General features: G+C 47.4%; 20 protein-coding genes. 5 read left to right on the top strand and 15 right to left on the bottom strand.

What is annotated here, in order from left to right:
* Position 1 precedes the first annotated feature (1 nt).
* Positions 2-502, top strand: coding sequence for a GNAT family N-acetyltransferase (locus C3B52_RS31640; RefSeq protein WP_103110323.1), 501 nt, complete (start codon positions 2-4; stop codon positions 500-502).
* Between the two features lie 364 nt (positions 503-866).
* Positions 867-1,436, top strand: coding sequence for an SF0329 family protein (locus tag C3B52_RS31635; protein ID WP_103110322.1), 570 nt, complete (start codon positions 867-869; stop codon positions 1,434-1,436).
* Positions 1,437-1,588: 152 nt separating this feature from the next.
* On the opposite strand, the gene C3B52_RS31630 is transcribed toward C3B52_RS31635, so the two are convergent.
* Complete coding sequence (locus C3B52_RS31630) at positions 1,589-1,870, bottom strand: hypothetical protein (RefSeq protein WP_103110321.1); 282 nt, start codon at positions 1,868-1,870, stop codon at positions 1,589-1,591.
* A gap of 286 nt (positions 1,871-2,156) precedes the next feature.
* On the bottom strand, positions 2,157-2,501 hold the full coding sequence (locus tag C3B52_RS31625) for a YolD-like family protein (protein ID WP_103110320.1): 345 nt from the start codon (positions 2,499-2,501) through the stop codon (positions 2,157-2,159).
* Positions 2,502-2,728: 227 nt separating this feature from the next.
* Here C3B52_RS31625 and pdxR point away from each other — a divergent pair, with 227 nt between their 5' ends.
* Positions 2,729-4,165, top strand: a complete 1,437-nt coding sequence (gene pdxR, locus C3B52_RS31620) for a MocR-like pyridoxine biosynthesis transcription factor PdxR (protein ID WP_103110319.1) — start codon at positions 2,729-2,731, stop codon at positions 4,163-4,165.
* 168 nt (positions 4,166-4,333) lie between these two features.
* Here the strand turns inward: pdxR and C3B52_RS31615 are convergent, their stop codons facing one another.
* From C3B52_RS31615 to C3B52_RS31560, 12 genes are all read right to left on the bottom strand, one after another.
* Positions 4,334-4,912 carry an SCO family protein gene (locus tag C3B52_RS31615; protein WP_103110318.1) on the bottom strand — a complete coding sequence of 193 codons (579 nt, stop codon included), beginning with the start codon at positions 4,910-4,912 and terminating at the stop codon, positions 4,334-4,336.
* A gap of 19 nt (positions 4,913-4,931) precedes the next feature.
* Positions 4,932-5,264, bottom strand: coding sequence for a c-type cytochrome (locus C3B52_RS31610; protein WP_103110317.1), 333 nt, complete (start codon positions 5,262-5,264; stop codon positions 4,932-4,934).
* A 35-nt stretch (positions 5,265-5,299) separates the two neighbouring features.
* The gene (gene cyoE / locus C3B52_RS31605; RefSeq protein ID WP_103110316.1) at positions 5,300-6,163 is read right to left on the bottom strand and encodes a heme o synthase; all 864 of its coding nucleotides are present in this window, start codon (positions 6,161-6,163) and stop codon (positions 5,300-5,302) included.
* Positions 6,164-6,197: 34 nt separating this feature from the next.
* Entirely contained in the window at positions 6,198-6,533 is a 336-nt protein-coding gene (cyoD, locus tag C3B52_RS31600) for a cytochrome o ubiquinol oxidase subunit IV (protein WP_103110315.1), read from the bottom strand.
* Positions 6,534-7,160 (bottom strand): cytochrome o ubiquinol oxidase subunit III, encoded by a 627-nt coding sequence (gene cyoC, locus C3B52_RS31595; RefSeq protein WP_103110314.1) that lies wholly within the window; start codon positions 7,158-7,160, stop codon positions 6,534-6,536.
* A complete protein-coding gene (locus C3B52_RS31590) occupies positions 7,160-9,133 on the bottom strand; it encodes a cbb3-type cytochrome c oxidase subunit I (RefSeq protein ID WP_103110313.1) in 1,974 nt (657 codons plus the stop codon). Before C3B52_RS31590 ends, cyoC begins: the two co-directional genes overlap by 1 nt.
* A 37-nt stretch (positions 9,134-9,170) precedes the next feature.
* Positions 9,171-10,076, bottom strand: a complete 906-nt coding sequence (gene cyoA / locus C3B52_RS31585) for a ubiquinol oxidase subunit II (protein WP_103110312.1) — start codon at positions 10,074-10,076, stop codon at positions 9,171-9,173.
* A gap of 236 nt (positions 10,077-10,312) precedes the next feature.
* A complete protein-coding gene (locus C3B52_RS31580; protein ID WP_103110311.1) occupies positions 10,313-11,230 on the bottom strand; it encodes a pseudouridine-5'-phosphate glycosidase in 918 nt (305 codons plus the stop codon).
* 27 nt (positions 11,231-11,257) lie between these two features.
* Complete coding sequence (locus C3B52_RS31575) at positions 11,258-12,748, bottom strand: aminotransferase class I/II-fold pyridoxal phosphate-dependent enzyme (protein WP_103110310.1); 1,491 nt, start codon at positions 12,746-12,748, stop codon at positions 11,258-11,260.
* A gap of 182 nt (positions 12,749-12,930) precedes the next feature.
* Positions 12,931-13,323 (bottom strand): hypothetical protein, encoded by a 393-nt coding sequence (locus C3B52_RS31570; RefSeq protein WP_103110309.1) that lies wholly within the window; start codon positions 13,321-13,323, stop codon positions 12,931-12,933.
* Entirely contained in the window at positions 13,323-14,564 is a 1,242-nt protein-coding gene (locus tag C3B52_RS31565; RefSeq protein WP_103110308.1) for a DNA polymerase IV, read from the bottom strand. The genes C3B52_RS31570 and C3B52_RS31565 overlap by 1 nt, the downstream gene beginning before the upstream one ends.
* 164 nt (positions 14,565-14,728) lie before the next feature.
* A complete protein-coding gene (locus C3B52_RS31560) occupies positions 14,729-15,616 on the bottom strand; it encodes an AraC family transcriptional regulator (protein WP_103110307.1) in 888 nt (295 codons plus the stop codon).
* 109 nt (positions 15,617-15,725) lie between these two features.
* Between C3B52_RS31560 and C3B52_RS31555 the strand changes: the two genes are divergently transcribed.
* Positions 15,726-16,088: a VOC family protein gene (locus tag C3B52_RS31555; protein WP_103110306.1), complete on the top strand. Its 363-nt coding sequence runs from the start codon at positions 15,726-15,728 to the stop codon at positions 16,086-16,088.
* A gap of 22 nt (positions 16,089-16,110) precedes the next feature.
* On the top strand, positions 16,111-16,638 hold the full coding sequence (locus C3B52_RS31550) for a GNAT family N-acetyltransferase (RefSeq protein WP_103110305.1): 528 nt from the start codon (positions 16,111-16,113) through the stop codon (positions 16,636-16,638).
* On the opposite strand, the gene C3B52_RS31545 is transcribed toward C3B52_RS31550, so the two are convergent.
* A complete protein-coding gene (locus C3B52_RS31545) occupies positions 16,620-18,176 on the bottom strand; it encodes a hypothetical protein (RefSeq protein ID WP_103110304.1) in 1,557 nt (518 codons plus the stop codon). The two genes, C3B52_RS31550 and C3B52_RS31545, sit on opposite strands and share 19 nt — an antisense overlap.
* Positions 18,177-18,468: the final 292 nt, after the last annotated feature.

Below are 18,468 nucleotides of genomic sequence, written 5' to 3'. Positions count from 1 at the left end.
TATGCAAGACAGTAAAACAAGCAATGTCCGTTTACGAGCCGTCACTGAAGCTGATATTCCTATTTTCTTTGAGCAGCAGCTTGACGCCTCCGCTAATTTCATGGCAGCTTTTACCGCCAAGGACCCAACAGATAAAACAGCATTTACTGCACATTGGACGCGGATACTTACAGACACGGCGGTCCACAATCAGACGATTCTTTTTCATGAGGAAGTTGCTGGTCATATTTCAAGCTTCGAACAATTCGGTCTTCCATCTGTTAGCTATTGGATCGGAAAGGAATACTGGGGCAAAGGGGTAGCTACCTCGGCAATGCATGCGTTTTTAGGACAGATAAAGACACGTCCGTTGTATGCCCGGGCTGCAAAAGACAATGTTGCCTCTATTCGCGTTTTGCAAAAATGCGGCTTTCAAATTTCCGGTGAGGATAGTGGATTCTCTGATTCACGCGGTGAAGTGGTCGAAGAATTTATTCTCATACGCAAGGATTACTCTCGATAACCCTCCCGCTATTTTCTAAATGGGGGTAGAAAGCATGAACAACTGGATACAGCTCTTGATTACCATGATCCTGTTTAATGTGTTGCTATGTTTTCAATACGGCTTCAAACATTTTACCCTCAAAAAGTTTCTTGTCGGTGTCGTCACTTGTGTACTCCTAGTCTTGTTGTTCGAAACGATAATGAATTGGATCTTTTAATCCATACAACAGCACCTTGAAAAAGCTCTTGCCATGAGCTAGATGCTCGCGGTAAGAGCCACTCCCATTTTCCAGCATGTATGATCTATATGTTAGTTATTGTATTATGGGTAATAGAATGACTACCTCAATAGGTATTTATCATATAGAACATAGGAGGTTTGAATGTCCTGGAGCAAATTGAAGCAACAGCTGGAGAGTTTTCTTTGTCCTGCGTTACAGGGAAGAGTTGAATACCGTGCAACCGGCTATCGTTATTTACCAGATAAAGCAGGACTTTGTTATATTGCGGTAGATAAAAAGAATGTGCTCAATATGAGTGATAAAACTTCTTTAATCAAATGGTATCAAACAGAGCTGGAAATTAAAAATGATTCAGATATCCAAATTCCTATCAGTAATGAAGAAATTGAAGCTCTCAGAAAAGATACCAAGGGAAAAGTTCCAGAGGATCGTCTAAAGGTAATTGTAAGAAGTAGAAAAATATCAGAATATGCAAAGGAGCTTTTTTTAGCACAGGTATCATTAAGTAAATCAAATTTTAGCGATGTTGCTAATAAATTTTTATCCATTTCTATAGAGGAAAGCATAGCGAGCAATGACATACTATTGAATATTCTAGCTTTGGTGGACAGACGGGTTGGAAAAAAGCGAATTGTAAACATGGCCGAGAAAATGAAGGTAAAGCATCCAATTGTGCAGTATTTTTATGAACTACGTCTTAGTGCCTTATGAAAACAAATAACTGATTCACATCCAATCGAGAGCCCTGCAAAACGAATACAGTACTGTAAAATGACATCCAGTGCCTTTTTGTGTACAACAAAAAACCTTTCCTAACCGGAAATCGTCCATCTCCGGTGGAAAGGCTACGTTCATTTGTTCAGTTAGTTAGTTGCTGCCTTGTCTTTGCTTTTCGTAACGATGTGGTGACCGAGCGGCAAGCCACGCTGCTGCAGCTCATCCGTCGTCAGAATATGGAGCGTCTCACTCTTACACGGCATCGGCATCAATCCGCCTAATGGACTCATTACCCTTCCGATCGTGTCTGTCTCGATGAGAACGTACAGGCCTTTTTCCTCCAACTGTTGAATAAATTCACCCCAACGCTTGGAAGTAATTTGATCGGCGTGCTTGGTGAACATGACACCCATTTCTTGTGCTAACATGTAATATCTCCTTTTTCCCATCCATCAATTATCTGCTTCAAAAGATATCCTAACAATACAGGGAAACATCCTGTTCTGGCAAAATCCGTAGCAGCCAATAAAACGCGAAAAACGGTGATTTTCGACCGGTTTTCGTTTCAGGAATCTCGCCTCTTCCTCACGCACACCGTTTCAACGCGGCACGCTGTTTTTTGACACTTGCCTTTTCAAAAGGGACCCATTTTTGTCGATTTTCTGAATGATTGTCCTCATTTTTCTCACTGTTCTCCCTGTAATTCCCTCTCATTTACATCCATCTCATACCGAGTAATTGGTTCATATTAATCCAGTGGATCTCCTCTTGGTTCATTAGCTTGATCCGCCGGTTGTCCGTGTCTATTTTTTGAACCCAACCGCTTGCCTCATCGATTATACCCATTGTCCCTTTTGTACTTCTCCACCAGCTGACCTTCACCGCTTGATTGGAATGGATCGACTCATGCATCATATTGTTAATCTCCTGCATTTCATCCTCCTCCAGAATCGGTAGCGGAATTAGCTTTCCATCTTCTAGATGCTCGACATACAGAGCTCTGTGCTCCGGCAGCACGAATCTCATCGAACCAAAGATATCGTCTTTTTTGCTTCCCATTGTTCAAATCGCTCCTCCAAGGAACATATGTTCTTATTTTATCCGATGCTTCTGATTTTATCAACCTCTCTTGTCATCTTGGCAATGTTTTTCAAGCACGGACCCATCCACTTTTGCAAAAAAAGACCCATCCATGTTCAACAGATTGAAATGCTTTTTTTAAAAGACAAGGCATTGCGAATGATATGATTGGGTTATCAACTCAACTACTCAAGGTTGTGATCATCATGTGGAAACCAGATCGCTCTAGCGACCAAACACTTTATCATCAGATCGCCGATGAAATGGAACGCAGGATTTCCTACGGGGAGTTCCCCCCTGGAAGCCAGTTGCCCTCCGAAAGAAAACTGGCCGAGCAGCTTGGCGTCAATCGGAGTACCGTTATTCAGGCATACGAAGAGCTGCGTGCAATGGGCATCATTGAAAGCCGGACAGGAAGCGGTACGAGGGTGAGCAAGTATAAATGGGGAGCAACACCGAAGCATACGCCCAACTGGCACAGGTATGTAGAAGGGGGGCATTTCCTCCCGAATGTGCCTTACTTGCGACGTATTCGAGAAGTGCTGCAAAAAGACAATAGCCTTATCGACTTTGCCAGTGGCGAATTGAATTCAGAGCTCTCACCGAATGAGGAAATCAGTACGCTGATGAATGAAAAGAAGTTTAAAGAATATCTCGGCTATGACAATCCCCAAGGCTATATGCCGTTGCGAGAGGAGCTGGTCTCCTATTTGTCTCGCTATCGGAATATCCAAACGACGGATTCCTCTATCCTGATCACATCCGGGTCCCAGCAATCGTTGTATTTGATTACCCAATGCTTGCTGGCTCCTGGAGATGCCGTTGCTATTGAGGACCCTTCTTATATCTATTCGCTGCCCATGTTCCAATCAGCTGGCCTTCGGTTGTTCCGTCTTCCAATGGACCATAAAAGAATTCAACCCGAGGATATTCGCACCTTATATAAAAAAAATCGGATCAAGATGATCTTTGTTAACCCCAATTTTCAAAATCCGACAGGCAAACTTCTTGATCAGGAGCGTCGCATGCAATTGCTCGACATCGCCACGGAGCTTGGGCTTCCTATCGTCGAGGACGACCCATTCAGCTTAACAGCCTATGACGGTATTCCTCCTATGCCGCTCAAATCATATGATCAGCTCGGCTCGGTACTCTACATCGGCTCGTTATCCAAAATTGCAGCATCTGGCCTGCGAGTTGGCTGGATGGTTGCCCCCCATTCTGTTGTCGAGCGATTGGCAGATGCGAGGCAGCAGATGGACTTTGGACTAAGCGTTGTTCCACAGCGCATCGCTGCTCATTTCCTTGCGTCCGACTATTTTCAGCCGCATCTGGAACGACTACGAATGCGTTTGCAATACAAGCGCGATATATTGATCGAGGCCTTGCAAAAAGAGCTGCCGGATCAAGTCACTTTTACCATCCCCCAAGGCGGATTGCATTTGTGGTGCAAAGTCATCCCACAGGTCAATGACAATAAATTGTTTGATGAAGCGGTTCGCAGAGGTGTGGTGTTTACACCTGGCAGTGTGTATGGCTCGGACTCCGGCTATGTTCGTTTTACTTTTGCGCGAACAAAAGAAGAAGAGATCGCTCCTGGCATAGCAAAATTTGCAGAAGCGCTGCGAGCAGTCCTATCGTAAAAAAACAAACGTGCATGAGCAGCTTGATTCTCATACACGTTTGTTTGCTTTTCACTTAAATGTCAGCTGGGTTGGGAATTTTGCGTGCGACTCCACATTCGTAGGCGGCAGTCATCACTGCCTTGCTCACTTTGTCTACAGCCTGCTGATTATTCCCAATCCCTTCTGCTATTGCTTTGCCAGTATTTTGATATCGTTAATGATGTCGTCGTACGTGCTATCCGTCATGCCATCATATTTGGCGACCACAGTTCCCGATTGATCGACTAAATAAAATGCCGTTCCATGGATGACCTGATCTGTAGCTGTATCTTTATTGATCGTGGACTTGAACGATTTAAGAACAAACGTCTTGATTTCCTCAAACGTATATCCTGTGAGCGCGTGCCAATTAGTAAAGTCAGCATCGAACTTGCTTAAATAGCTTTTCAAAGCCGCAGGATCGTCTCTTTCGGGATCCACCGAAAAAGAAACCAGCTCTGCGTCCACACCGGCCGCCTTCAGCTTCTTTTGCAAATTGGCCATGTTCATCGTCATTGTCGGGCAAACCGTCGTGCAATATGTGAAAATAAAGTCAGCAACCCATACTTTGTTTTTCAGATCCTCCAGCGAAAGTGCTTGCCCCTCTTGATCGACATACGTAAACGGCTGCACTTGAATGTTGTACGGATTTTGCTTCTCTTTTCCACATGCGGCCACCACCACTGTCAGCAGACAAAGGATGGATAATAAAAGAAATCGTTTCATGGTGAAGCCATCCCCCTATTCAATTTTTAGAAAGCCACCCTGCTACTGCTTCCATCTCATCCTGGCTCAGCATTTTCGCAAAAGACGGCATCCCTGGCGCACCATCGTTCATGATCTCAACGATCTGCTCCTCGGTCAGCTTTGTCCCTACCTGCTCTAAGCTAGGACCCACTAAGCCGCTTAAATCCGCTGCATGACACGATAAACAATGCTTCTTATATAACGCGGCTGCCTGCTCATCTGCTTGAGCGGCGGCCTTTGGGGCTGCCTCCATGCTGTCTGGGTCACTACATGCCGAAATTACCGCAAAACAAAGGAAAAGAGACAGATAAACAACCGAATCTCTCTTCATGAAAGAACACAGCCTTTCTGCTCGGTCTTTACTCCTCAAAATGGACGCCCGGTGGTATCCAAAATCATCACGAGAAACACAATCATCAAGTAATTGACGGAAAGAAGAAAATTCGTTTTGGCCCACTTCTCATTGTTCTTTGCTTTTAACCCGCTCAGGGTATGGAGTGACCAAATGACTCCGACAAGCAAAGCGACAACTGCAAAGGAAATACCTGCGTACTCAAGCTTGTACATCAGGAAGACGGTAGGAAGCAGGAGAACGACATACGGAATCATTTGCCGCTTTGTTCGCGCTATCCCTTTTCTTACAGGAAGCAGCGGATAACCAGCAGATCGATACTCCTCCACTCGCCGGATAGCGAGCGACCAGAAGTGAGCCGGCTGCCACAAGAACAGCAGTGCGAATAACAGCCATGCGCCTGCGTCCAGCTCACCGGTAACGGCGCAATAACCGATAACAGGTGGCATAGCCCCGGAAATACCACCAATGGACGTACTCCAGGTCGACGTTCTTTTCAGCCACATCGTGTATATCACCACGTACACAAACATTCCGAGCAGCCCCAGCCATCCACACAGCAGGTTCACATTCCAAAACAGCACCCACTCGCCTGCTATACCGAGGAGCAAGGCGTACAAAAGTACGCCTCCCTTTTTCAGCCGCCCTGTTGCTAGCGGGCGATTTTTTGTTCGCTCCATTTTCTGATCAAGCTTCCAGTCCCACAGGTTGTTCATCACGCAAGACGAAGCCATCGTCAGAGCCGTTCCGAGCAGGACCCACAAGAGCAGTGGCCAGTCTGGCACCCACTTAGCTGCTACCCAATAACCGCCAAACGCTGCAAACAGATTGAGTTGCAATATCCGGGGCTTTGTCAGTTGAATCCAGTCGCGCAGCAAACAAATCCCCCCGTTCGTTGCAGTGAAAGCTCATTCATAGTGCTACCATGTTGTACATCATGATCCAAATCGAGCCAATTACAATCAGGAGCACAATAAAAATCCCCAGGATCAGCGACATCAGATTGTAGCGCGGCTTTTCCTCTTCACGCAGATGCATGAAAAAGACCAGCTGAATAATAAACTGCAGCACAGCTGTCACCAGGAAAACAATTGTAATCCCCCGGCCTTCCAGCCAATTATTCTCCAGCACCATAATCGGAATAATCGTAAGTAATAGAGAGAATGCAAATCCGGTCACATACGATTTCAGCGATCCATGAGACTCTCCATCATGCTTTTTCATGTCAGATACGTGTTGCTTTCCCATTTATTTCACCCCCATCAAATACACGATGGTAAAGACGAAAATCCAAACAATATCGAGAAAATGCCAGAACAGGCTGATGATGTTCACTTTGCGCTTCGTCACAGGTGTAATCCCATGCTTCGCGATTTGAAACATGAGGACGATCATCCAAACCAAGCCAAAAGTAACGTGCAAGCCATGCGTTCCTACCAGCGTATAAAAGGCGGATAGAAATGCACTCGTGCCAATCGTTGCCCCTTCATGGACCATGTGGGTAAATTCAGTAATTTCCAGTGTAATGAAGGTCGCTCCTAGCAGCGCCGTGATCGCGAGCCAGCCGATTAGCGCAGCTTTTTTTCCCTTATGCATGGCAAGTAGGGCCAGTCCACTCGTAAAGCTGCTCGTCAGCAAAATAAATGTACTCGCGTAAATCCCGTTCATCTGGAGCAATTCTTTTGCTGTCGGTCCCCCGTTTGTATTGTTTTGCAGCACGACATATGTCGCAAACAAGGTTGCAAATAAGATCACGTCTGTCATCAGGTAGATCCAAAAGGCAAATGTGCGCATTTCCTCCTGATCCGGATGACCATGGTGCTCGGCATGCCCACTCTGGTTGTGGCTTTGACCGGAAACATGGATGTTTGCCATTAGTTGTTCACCTTCCTTATCGCAGCTTCTGTGCGTTCTACCTCTTCCACGGAAATATAGTAATCGGTGTCATAGTTGCACGAATGAATAATCATGCTGACCGCCACGCCAAGCAGGCCTGGAATGATCAGCCACAGCCAGTCAAAAATAAATCCGAATCCAGCCAAGAACCAGAATATAGACATGATGAATGGAATCCCGGAGTTTTTCGGCATGTGAATTGGTTCCAGAACCGCAGCTGCTTTAACTTCTTGTCCCGCTTCCTTGCGCAGCTTTCTCTCCCACCAGTCATCCTGAGAGGTCACATGCGGCAGTGTTGCAAAGTTGTACATCGGCGCAGGTGAAGGAATCGACCACTCTAATGTCCGCGCATTCCACGGGTCTCCTGTTGTATCGCGTCGCAAATGCTTGATGCTGTGAGCAATATCCCAAATCTGGACGATAAAGGCAATCCCCATAATGGCGGCACCAATCGTAGACACCAAATTCATTTCAAACCAGCCTTTGTCCCAGCCGTACGTATATACCCGTCTGGTCATACCCATTAGACCCAGCGCATATTGCGGCATGAAGCATAAGTAGAAGCCGATATTCCACAGCCAGAACGCCCATCTGCCGATCCGCTCATTCAGCTTGAAGCCGAACACCTTTGGCCACCAATAGTACAGACCGGCAAAGAAGCCAAACACGACTCCTGCAATGATGACCTGATGGAAGTGGGCGATGAGAAAGTAGCTGTTGTGATACTGAAAGTCAGCTGGAGCCACTGACAACAGAACACCCGTCATACCGCCTATGACAAAGTTCGGGATAATCCCAACCGTCCACAGCATCGGTGTTTCAAAGGTGATTTTTCCTCGGAACATGGTAAACAGCCAGTTGAATACCTTCACGCCTGTCGGAATGGCGATCAGCATCGTGGTCAAAGCGAAGAAAGCATTGACGTCTGCACCAGAACCCATCGTAAAGAAGTGATGCGCCCATACGAGGAAAGAGAGCACGCTGATAATGATCATCGCAAAAACCATCGATTTATAGCCAAACAGCTTTTTCTTGGAGAAGGTCGCTACCACTTCGGAAAAAATACCGAATGCGGGTAGCACAATGATGTATACCTCTGGGTGACCCCACATCCAGATCAGATTGATGTACATCATCGGATTTCCGCCGCCATCCAGGGTGAAAAAATGCGTACCTGCATAACGATCCATAAACAACAACGCAAGAGTCACCGTCAGAATCGGAAACGCGAAAATAATGGCGATACAGCTGGATAAGACAGACCAGGAGAACATCGGCATTTTCATCAAGGACATACCCGGCGTCCGCATTTTCAAAATCGTCACAATGAAATTAATCCCGGTCATCAAGCTGCCTATCCCGGAAATCTGAATCCCCCAGACGTAGAAGTCCAGTCCAACGCCAGGATTAAAAGCTTTTTCCGAGTATGGCGGATACGCCAGCCATCCCGCATCCGGTGACCCTCCAATGACAAAAGACAGATTGAACAGCATCGCCCCTGCAAAAAAGAGCCAGAAGCTCAGCGCATTCAGAAACGGAAACGCCACATCACGTGCACCAAGCTGCAGCGGCACGATGACATTAAACAAACCAAACATAAGAGGCATCGCCATAAACAAGATCATGATTACGCCATGTGTCGTAAAGATTTGGTTGTAGTGCTCCGCTGGCAAGAACTGCAGGTCGGGCATTGCGAGCTGTGCCCTCATCAAGAGAGCGTCGACTCCCCCCCGAAACAGCATGAGGATTGAAGCGATAATGTACATGATGCCGATTTTTTTATGATCGACACTCGTGATCCATTCGCTCCACAGCCACCTCCATTTTTTGTAGTACGTTAGCACAAATACGATTGCTATCATGGTGAGAACAATGCTGACATCCGCACCGTAAATCAAAGGATCGCCTGTCACAAAAAATTCCGAGGCGAATTCTTTTATCTGATCCCACATCGCTTACTCTCTCCTCTCTGTTTCCAAGCCGTATCGATTATTTATCGACTTTGACTTCCTGCATCTCTCGCGTCGATAAGCCATGATTGTGCGAGGCAGCATACTTGGTCACTGTCATCTCAAACAAGCCTTCCGGAAACGCTGAGAAGGTTTGAACATCTGATGTCCCTTGCTCAGCCAGCTTTTTATAGCCATCTAGTGTTAATTCAGGCGAAGAGCCCTTCACTTCTTTCACCCATTGATCAAAGGAATCCTGAGAGGTCGCTTTTGCCGTAAAATACATCTTGGCAAACTCTTTCCCCGTAAAGTTAGCGCCTGATCCCATGTACTCGCCTTGTTCATCGGCCTGTAAATGAAGGACCATCGCCATTCCTGACATGGCATACATTTGACCGCCGAGCTGTGGAATCCAAAACGAATTCATCGGAGCGTCAGAGGTAATCTCGAAGCGGATCGGTACATCCTCTGGAAATTGGACGTAATTCACAGTGGCAATTCCTTGCTCTGGATATTGAAACAGCCACTTCCAATCGAGATTGGTAACCTGGATCGTAATTGGCTTGGCTGTTGAATCCAAAGGCTTGGATGGCTCCAGCGAATACGTGTACTTCACGGTAATAATTCCAATCGTAATAATGATGATGATCGGAATCCCCCACCAGATAGCCTCCAAGGTGGTACTGTGCTCCCAGTTTGGCGTATACTTAGCCTTTCTTCCCTTCCTGTCACGGTACCGCCACACAATGACTGCAGTCAGAATCAATACGGGAATGATTACGACCAAGCATAATAGCGTTGAGACAATCATCAGATCTTTTTGTTGTTCACCAATGGGTCCCTTCGGATCGAGCACAACATATTTTTCTGCGCACCCGGTCGTTATGAACATCAGCAATAACATGTACAAAGCTGCCATACACCGTACTGCTTTAGACGTTCTCATGTTCTCATCTCCTATCCCCTTTGCCAGGGTACTGTTGCAAACAAGTCCTACTGTATAGGTGGATGAGTGGGGTGTCACCAGCCAATGCCAAAGTCAAAAAGCCAGCCAAGTTCAAGAAACAGAAGCAAAAATGTCACGATTCAGCCACAAAAAGTGACCGTCAAAGTAGCTGGCATAAAAAAACACCGCCAACGTATCATTTAGCGGTGTTCTCATTCTTTTTCTGTTGTATTTGATTAATTTCCGTTTTGTTTTAGTGCCACAGCAATTTGCGCTGCCAGCTTTGCATTGTTTTTGACTAGCGCGATGTTTGCTTCCAAGCTTCTACCGTTTGTCAGCTCTTTTACCTTAGCTAGCATGAATGGAGTCACTTGCTTACCCGAAATGCCATATTGATACGCTTCATGCATAGCTTGTACGATGATTTGCTCGATTTCCTCATACGGGATTGCGTCTGCTTCCGGGATCGGATTCGCAATGACTGCTCCGCCTTTCAGCCCCATTTTCCACTTCGTACTCAGCATCTCCGCAGCTTTTTCTGGGGACTCCATGCTCGTTTGCACGGCAAATCCACTCTCACGGGAATAAAACGCTGGGAAGCCTTTAGTTTGATAGCCTACAACGGGTACCCCTGCTGTTTCGAGATACTCTAGCGTTCTGCCAATATCCAAAATGGACTTGCAGCCAGCGCATACTACAGCAACGCTGGTCTGTGCCAGCTCAGTCAAATCAGCCGATACATCCCAGGTAATCTCCCCTTCTCGATGAACACCGCCAATCCCTCCGGTGGCAAACATTTGAATTCCGGCGAGCTGCGCACCGATCATGGTAGCCGCTACTGTCGCCGCACCGATTTTTCGGGAGGACAAAATATAAGGAATATCCCTGCGGCTTACTTTTGCCACATCTTTGTTTGTTGCAAACTCTTCCAGCTCACTTGCATTCAGGCCGACTTTGATTTTTCCATCCATAAATCCGATCGTTGCCGGAACAGCGCCATGGTCACGAATGATTTGCTCTACCTCAATCGCCATTTCTCTATTTTGCGGATAAGGCATTCCGTGCGAGATAATCGTTGTTTCCAATGCGACAATCGGCAAATCGTGCACCAGTGCATGCTTAACCTCTTCTGAATAACTCATGTACTCTTTCATCTCTTACTCCTCCTTCTGTTATGGGCGTTATAGCGAATCCTCTTTAATCACGCGAAGTGTTTTCAGTTCCGCATCCTCTGGCCCCTGGACCGGCAGCCCCGCTTCTTTGTTTCGGATCACATATCGTACGTTCTCTTCCGAAATGATTTCACCTGGAATGAATATCGGGATGCCTGGCGGATATACCATCACAAATTCTGCAATCATGCGGCCAACAGCTTGTTCGATCGGCACAGACTCTGTTGCTGCGTAAAAAGCATCCCGCGGCGTAACTGCAAGTACAGGAATCTCTGGCAGCTGCATCACGATCTTCTTTCGCTCGCCTTTTTGCTCTTTGTATTGCTCCGACAGCTCTTCCAGTGCATAGATCAAAATTTGCAAATCATCTTTGGTATCACTCGGGGTAATGATGCACAAAATGTTGTACAGGTCAGACAATTCCACTTCTATGTTGTAGCGTTCACGGAGCCATTTTTCGACTTCGTATCCTGTTACACCAAGCTCTTTTACCGAAATAACGAGCTTCGTAGGGTCTAGTGAGAACGCACCATTCCGTCCAATGATTTCACGACCGACACAGTAGAGATGATCGATATTATTGATTTGTGCTCTCGTTTTTTCGGCTAGCCGGATCGCCCTGTCCAACAGCTCCTTGCCTACTGTGACTAATCGCCTCCTGGCCACATCCAAGGAAGCCAGCAGCAAATAAGAAGTCGAGGTAGTCGTCAGCATATTGGATACAGCTTGAACACGCTTGATGGAAACGAGGTTCCCGCGCACATTCAGTACGGAGCTTTGAGTCATCGACCCGCCCAGCTTGTGCATGCTGCTCGCCGCCATATCAGCGCCCGCCTGCATGGCCGATAGCGGCATTTTGGGATGAAAGTGTACATGAGAGCCATGCGCTTCATCTACAAGAACAGGTACACCATGTGCATGAGCGATCATCACAATCTTTTTCAAGTCACCCGCAATACCAAAATAGGTCGGGTTGATCACTAGGACAGCTTTGGCATCTGGATGATTTTCTAAGGCATTCTCTACCGCTTTTGGCGTAATCCCGTGCGAAATCCCGAGTACAGGATCGATTGCCGGGTGCAAAAAAATCGGGGTTGCTCCGGATAGCACAACTCCGCTCATGATCGACTTGTGAACATTGCGTGGGAGGATAATTTTGTCCCCCGGATTGCACACAGACATGATCATGGTCATAATCGCTCCACTGGTACCTTGTATAGAAAACAGGGTGTGATCGGCTCCAAAAGCTTTTGCCGCCAAGTCTTGTGCTTGCTTGATGATTCCTTTTGGCTGATGCAAATCATCGAGAGGCTCAATATTGATCAAATCGATCGAGAGGGCATTCTTTCCAACAAACCCTCGAAACTCAGGGTCCATGCCTTTTCCTTTCTTATGGCCGGGGATATGGAATTGGATTGGATTTTTTTGTGCATGCTTCCTCAGTCCACTGAACAATGGCGTATTTTCTTGATTAGACAACTCTCCCCACCTACTATCCATTTTGTTTTTCTTTTTTAGTTTGTGTGCCAGCGCTCTTTTCTGATGGCAAGCTGATTATAAAGGAGATACTCACAAAAATAATGATCCAATCCTGTTTTTAATTGCCCATCCATTTGAACCAGCGAGCCCTCTACACAGAAAAAAGGAGACCCTCTCTAGAGAAAGTCTCCTTTTTCTTCAGCTCATAAACTGGTCCGGTCACCTTGTTGATAATGCTTCATCCACAAACTGACGAGCTGCTGACACTCCGCTCGCAATACCTCGATCGAATACATCGCTTCCCTCAAATAACCACGCTGCCGATATTGAACCACGTACATATGCCCTTGGCGCTGCGTGCTGACGACTGCACAGCCAGATTGCCGCAGCCGCCGACGCAGCTGGTGATGCTGCCTCTCTGCCCAGCGAGAAAGGTCCTGAAAAAGCCAATCAAACATCTCATCATAAGAAAGCTTCAGCTGCACGATGCGAGCCTGCCCCAGATCCACCATGGCGACGCGAAACAAAAGGCCGAACAAAATGTACAGACGTACCAGCTCCTGCTCTCCCTCTTCTTCCGGCACAATCGGCTCCATCACTTATAGTGCCCCCCGATCTTGCGGGCACGTTCTTTCGCCTGACCGGCATGAAGCAAGGAAGTAGCACGTAAAATAGCGTCCGGTCCATAGCGCTCGCGAATATCATCCATGGCATGAGCCAGTGAACGACGCTTTTGATTGTCTGTAAACAAACTCAACTGCACCACGTTATCAGGAACCAGCTCTCCCAGGTTGACGCCAATACTGCGGACAGGAGTCTCCTGCCAATGCCGATCAAACAGACGGCAAGCAGCCTCGTACAGCGTCATGACATCATTGGTATACTCCGTTAGCTTCATCTGCCTGCCAAAACCAGTCCCGGCTGCCAAATCCGCTCCTCGGCAACCGACGGAAAGCACTGCGCCCATCAGCTCCTTGCTGCGCGCCCTGCGGCATACTTCCTCGCACAGCTCCAGCAGCACTACCTTGATCTCTGCAGCAGTATGATAATCCCGCGGCAGCGTCATGTGGTGACCGATGCCCTTTTGTGTCTCGTACACATTCATGGAAACAGGCGAATCATCTATTCCGTGGGCGGTGCGCCACAGCACTTCTCCGTTTACTCCCCAGTGACGAGTCAGTACGGCTGGCCTTAAATCTGCCAGCTGCTTGATCTGATAGATCCCCATTCGATGAAAATGGCGCTTCATTCGTGAGCCTACCCCAAACAGCTTCTCAATCGGCAGCTTCCAGAGCGTATCCGTGAGCTCCTCCCGCTTTAGCCAAAAGATCCCCGACTCTTGCTTTTTAGCGAAGTTGTCACAGGCCATTTTTGCCAATACTTTATTTTCTGAAATGCCTACTCGACAGTTGATCCCTGTCTCCAGCAAAACACGCTGACGAATATGGGCTGCCATTTGGATCGGATCACCAAACAAATGAACACTGCCCGTCACATCAAGAAACTGCTCGTCGATCGAGTACGGCTCCACCTTGTCTGTATACGCCTCAAAAATTTTCGTAATCTGCAGGGAGATGCGGATGTACATCTCCATTCTCGGCCGTACGACCACCAGGTGGCGGCACTTTTGCTGAGCCTGCCACAAAGCTTCTGCTGTCACCACTCCGAATGATTTCGCAATCGGACAGGCAGCCAAAATCACGCCGCTGCGTCTTTCTGGGTCACCTGCCACTACAATCGGCTGATTTCGCAGTGCGGGATCTGCTACTTTTTCAACACTCGCATAAAAGCTCTGCATGTCGATCAAAAAAACAATCCGTTTGTTCGCATTGGGCATATAAAACCATCCCCCGAATAAGAACTTATGTTCTCTTTTCCTTCTGTTCTTATTATAGCAAACAAACGTTCGTGTTTATACCTGTATCATGAGAAAAAAATCAGGTAATGTTTTCCACTCTTGCTGCGTACAGATGCAGGTGTTCGCAAACGATAGGCGAAACATTAAAGGTGATGCGAGTCCATCCTTTTGACGACTGGTATCCAGATCTCACTTTTGAACGTAGGCGAGGTGATTTCTTTCGATTCATTCCACAATATCTCCGGCCCTTCAGCTTGCTCGTAATGGGAGGCAGGGAACCATTCAGAGTAAATACGTCCCCAGACATCCTGCAGTGTTTCAGGAAAAGGTCCGACGACTTCAAATACGGCCCAGCTCGAAGCCGGAACTACTAGCTGAGTGGGAATATCCGGGCAGTCCTTGGTCGTTGCAACCCCGATATAATGATCAAGCTCGCCATTGTCCAGCCTGCCTTCGGAAAAGTTTGTGGATGCACTGATCAGCCCCGAAGGCTCGACGTTTGAGAGACTTTTCCATCGTAGGATGGTTTCCTGATCCAGACTCGCCCACATCGACGCAATCTCGGGATTCACGCCGTGATAAATCAATGGTACCCGCTTCTTGATACCGACAATGCGAAAAGAATCTTTTTCTTCCAGACGGTAGTTCATTTCATTTCCCCCTCTAATCGTTAGCTGAAAGGTCATTCGTGGATAGGCTTTCAGCGAATGCCCGTCATCTCTAGCTTCTGTCGGCGTTACCCCATGCATTTGCTGAAAAGCTCTTGCAAACGAATCAGCTGAATGATAGCCGTATTTGATCGCCACATCTATGACTCTCATCTTTCTATCCTTGAGATCAAATGCCGCCAGTGTCATTCGTCTGCGCCGAATGTACTCGGAGAAGGGAACTCCTGCGAGAAAAGAAAACATCCGTTTAAAATGGTACTCCGAGCAGCAAGCGATTCTGGCCACTTCCTTAAAGTCAATTTCATCGGTCAGATTGTGCTCCACATAGTTCAAGGCTCCATTCATCTGTTCAAGCAAATTCACGATGTGACCTCCCTTCAGCAATAGATTAACAGAAGATATAAATTGGCATCCGACATTTCATGCACGTTTTTGTAGGGTTTTCAACCATTCCTAACGAAAAGAGGTACTCCTGATGAAAACTTCTCCCCTGCTCCCTCAAATTGGGGCGATCTTCGTTCCTGTCCGCGATATCGAGCAAGCCCGCGACTGGTATTGCCGTCTCTTGGATATTCCTGCTGACCAAGAAATTTTATTTGGTCATTTGTACTGCATTCCCATGCAAAATGGTCCTACCCTCATTCTGGATAGCAAAATCTTTCCACAGCATAAACCAGATGATGCCCCATTGTTTCATTTCAACACAGAGGATATCGAGGCTGCCTATCAATTTCTAAAGGAAAGCGATGTCGAGCTCGTCGGAACGATTCAAAACGATCATTGGTTTAACATCCGTGATCTTGATGGAAATATGCTGATGGTGTGCAAATGCTGATCCCAAAAAAGGAGGAACTCAGATGACAATCCGCTTGCGTCTGACTACACCAGAAGACATCCCATTCGTCTATGAGCTGGAGCATGCCCCGGAAAACAGTGCTTTTCTCATTCCGTGGACCAAGGAGCGGCATCAGGATGCTCTCACCAATCCAGACATTCGTCACCTCATTGTAGAAAAAACAGAAACAGGTCAGCCCGCAGGCTATGCCATTATCGCGGGGCTGACCAATTCTCATGACGCTATAGAGCTGATGCGCATTACCGTTGCCACAAAAGGAGAGGGCTACGGTCGAAGCATTCTTCGCGAAATCAAGCGCTGGGCGTTTACCGAGCAGAAGGCTCACCGCCTCTGGCTGGACGTGAAGGAAACGAACGATCGAGCCCGCAACCTATATCTATCCGAAGGGTTTCGCATCGAAGGAACATTGCGGGACTGCTTAAAAACAGGCGACCAGTACGAATCTTTAATCGTCTTATCCATTTTGTCAAGCGAGTATGAACAAGGAGCAGCAGACACTGATCGCATCGGCTACGGAATACGTGGCTGATCGGTTGCTATATACAACCATTTGCCATCGCTGCTGGCACCGAGAAGCGCAAAGCCGTAAGACAGACCAGAGAGCAGCAACGTCCTATGCTTGCGATCTGCGTCAAATACGAACAGCTCCATACCCTCCCCTTGTTGCGCTGCCTCAGCAAATACAAAGCGATGCGTTCCCGGGATCCATGCTCCCGTACCCGTCTGCTGGAGAAGCTGGGTGGAGCCTTGGAACAACCCCGCATTCCAGTAATATTGGTAGGCACCATCATCGGTTTGGACAAAACCCGACCAGGCTTCAGCGGGCACAGGTGGATTCCAGCTAGTCACCTTGCCCGTTTTCCATTCAAAGCGCTGACGAACCTCCTCAAAGCTTTTCTCCTCTTTGCGCATGGCAAACATGACAAACCGTCCATCATCATCAAAGCTGACGGGGACAACCGCTCCGTCCCATTCACTTGTAGGTAACCAGCCTTTGATGACCCCTGGATAGCGCTTCTCGGTTCCCGCTGCCAAGTCAAATACGACCAAATCAAGATCTTTCTTTTGTTCTGCTTTCCCCACTGCCATCAGCAGCTGCTTTCGATCTTTGCTAAAGCTCACCCCATGGACATACCCATTGACCAAAATTCTGGAGGCAAACTCACTTTTCGGTACATCCTTCCCCTTTTTCGGGATTTCATAAAAGAATCCGCGCCGATCAGCCATAAACTCTCCCACTCCGCGATACATCTCAGACAGCTCAATAGGATAGGAAGTCGCCGTATGCGTTTCCATGTCGTAAACGGAATAGAGCTTCTCGTAAAGCGCATCACACTCACAATAGTTCGTAAATCGAGTGAGCATGGCGTAGCGCTGATGTGGATCTAAAAACTCCAGGTTGGTCATGACGGAAAAATCAGTCAGCTTCTCACTTGACTTGCCGTCTACCGCCACTCGCCAAATTTGCTGCGGAGGCAGTACAAGTGCCTGGAAGGAAAACGAATCGCCAATCAACGAGCCCTTTGCTGTCTTGGCGCCGCCAGCGTTTAAAACATACTCCTGCCACAGGTTCTCTTCACCTGTTTTTTCGGGGAGCGTAACCAGCAATTGCAGCTGACGATCATGGACCCAATGAAACGCAATATCTGGATTGATAAAGCCCTGATCCCCTCTGGTGCTTTCCTCTTTGGCGTGCTTGCGAATGGCCGCCTCTACACTTCCCCGATCCATTGCTTCACGGAAAAAGAATGTATACGACTGTGGCTTCACCCCGACCACGGTCCGTAGAGGTGAGTGGAGCCGTGGCTCTTCATTTAATTGAATGAGAACATCTTCGTTCATCGCCGCATAGTCGTAGGCAATTTCTACTGGCTTCCAATCGGAATCAGGTTTTTCCGAAACTGAGACTCCGCCAGATGACGGAGACTGATTGGATGAGCCCGAGACTTGCTCAGCTGTGGCCGGTGGTTGCCCCGATGATGTTGTTGAAGCAGAGCCGCATCCCGACAAAGCAAACAGAGAGAAGCAAAATAACACGATCATGCCTTGACGAAGGAATAAAGACATGAATAAACGCCCCTTTTCCAATTACAGTATTTACCTATTTGATAGACGCTACATCCTCATCCAAAGTTACAGCTCCCTCCCTAAAAAGGCTCCAGAAAGCTTTTCCCGCATGGCCCCGCCTGTTGGCTGAAACAGCAACAAAAAGACCTTCCTAGCCTGAGTTACTGATATGCTCCCCTTCGGGTAGACAGTTGAAATAATAAAACTGTCTACCTGCAAGGAGGAGCATTTTTATGTCTCACAGAGCAAAGATTTCCGGTCCGGTAAAAATTACGGCTATTGAACAAATCCT

The sequence above is a fragment of the Brevibacillus reuszeri genome, assembly GCF_002897295.1.
GTDB lineage: Bacteria > Bacillota > Bacilli > Brevibacillales > Brevibacillaceae > Brevibacillus > Brevibacillus reuszeri_A.
This window is presented reverse-complemented; position numbering and strand designations above follow the sequence as displayed.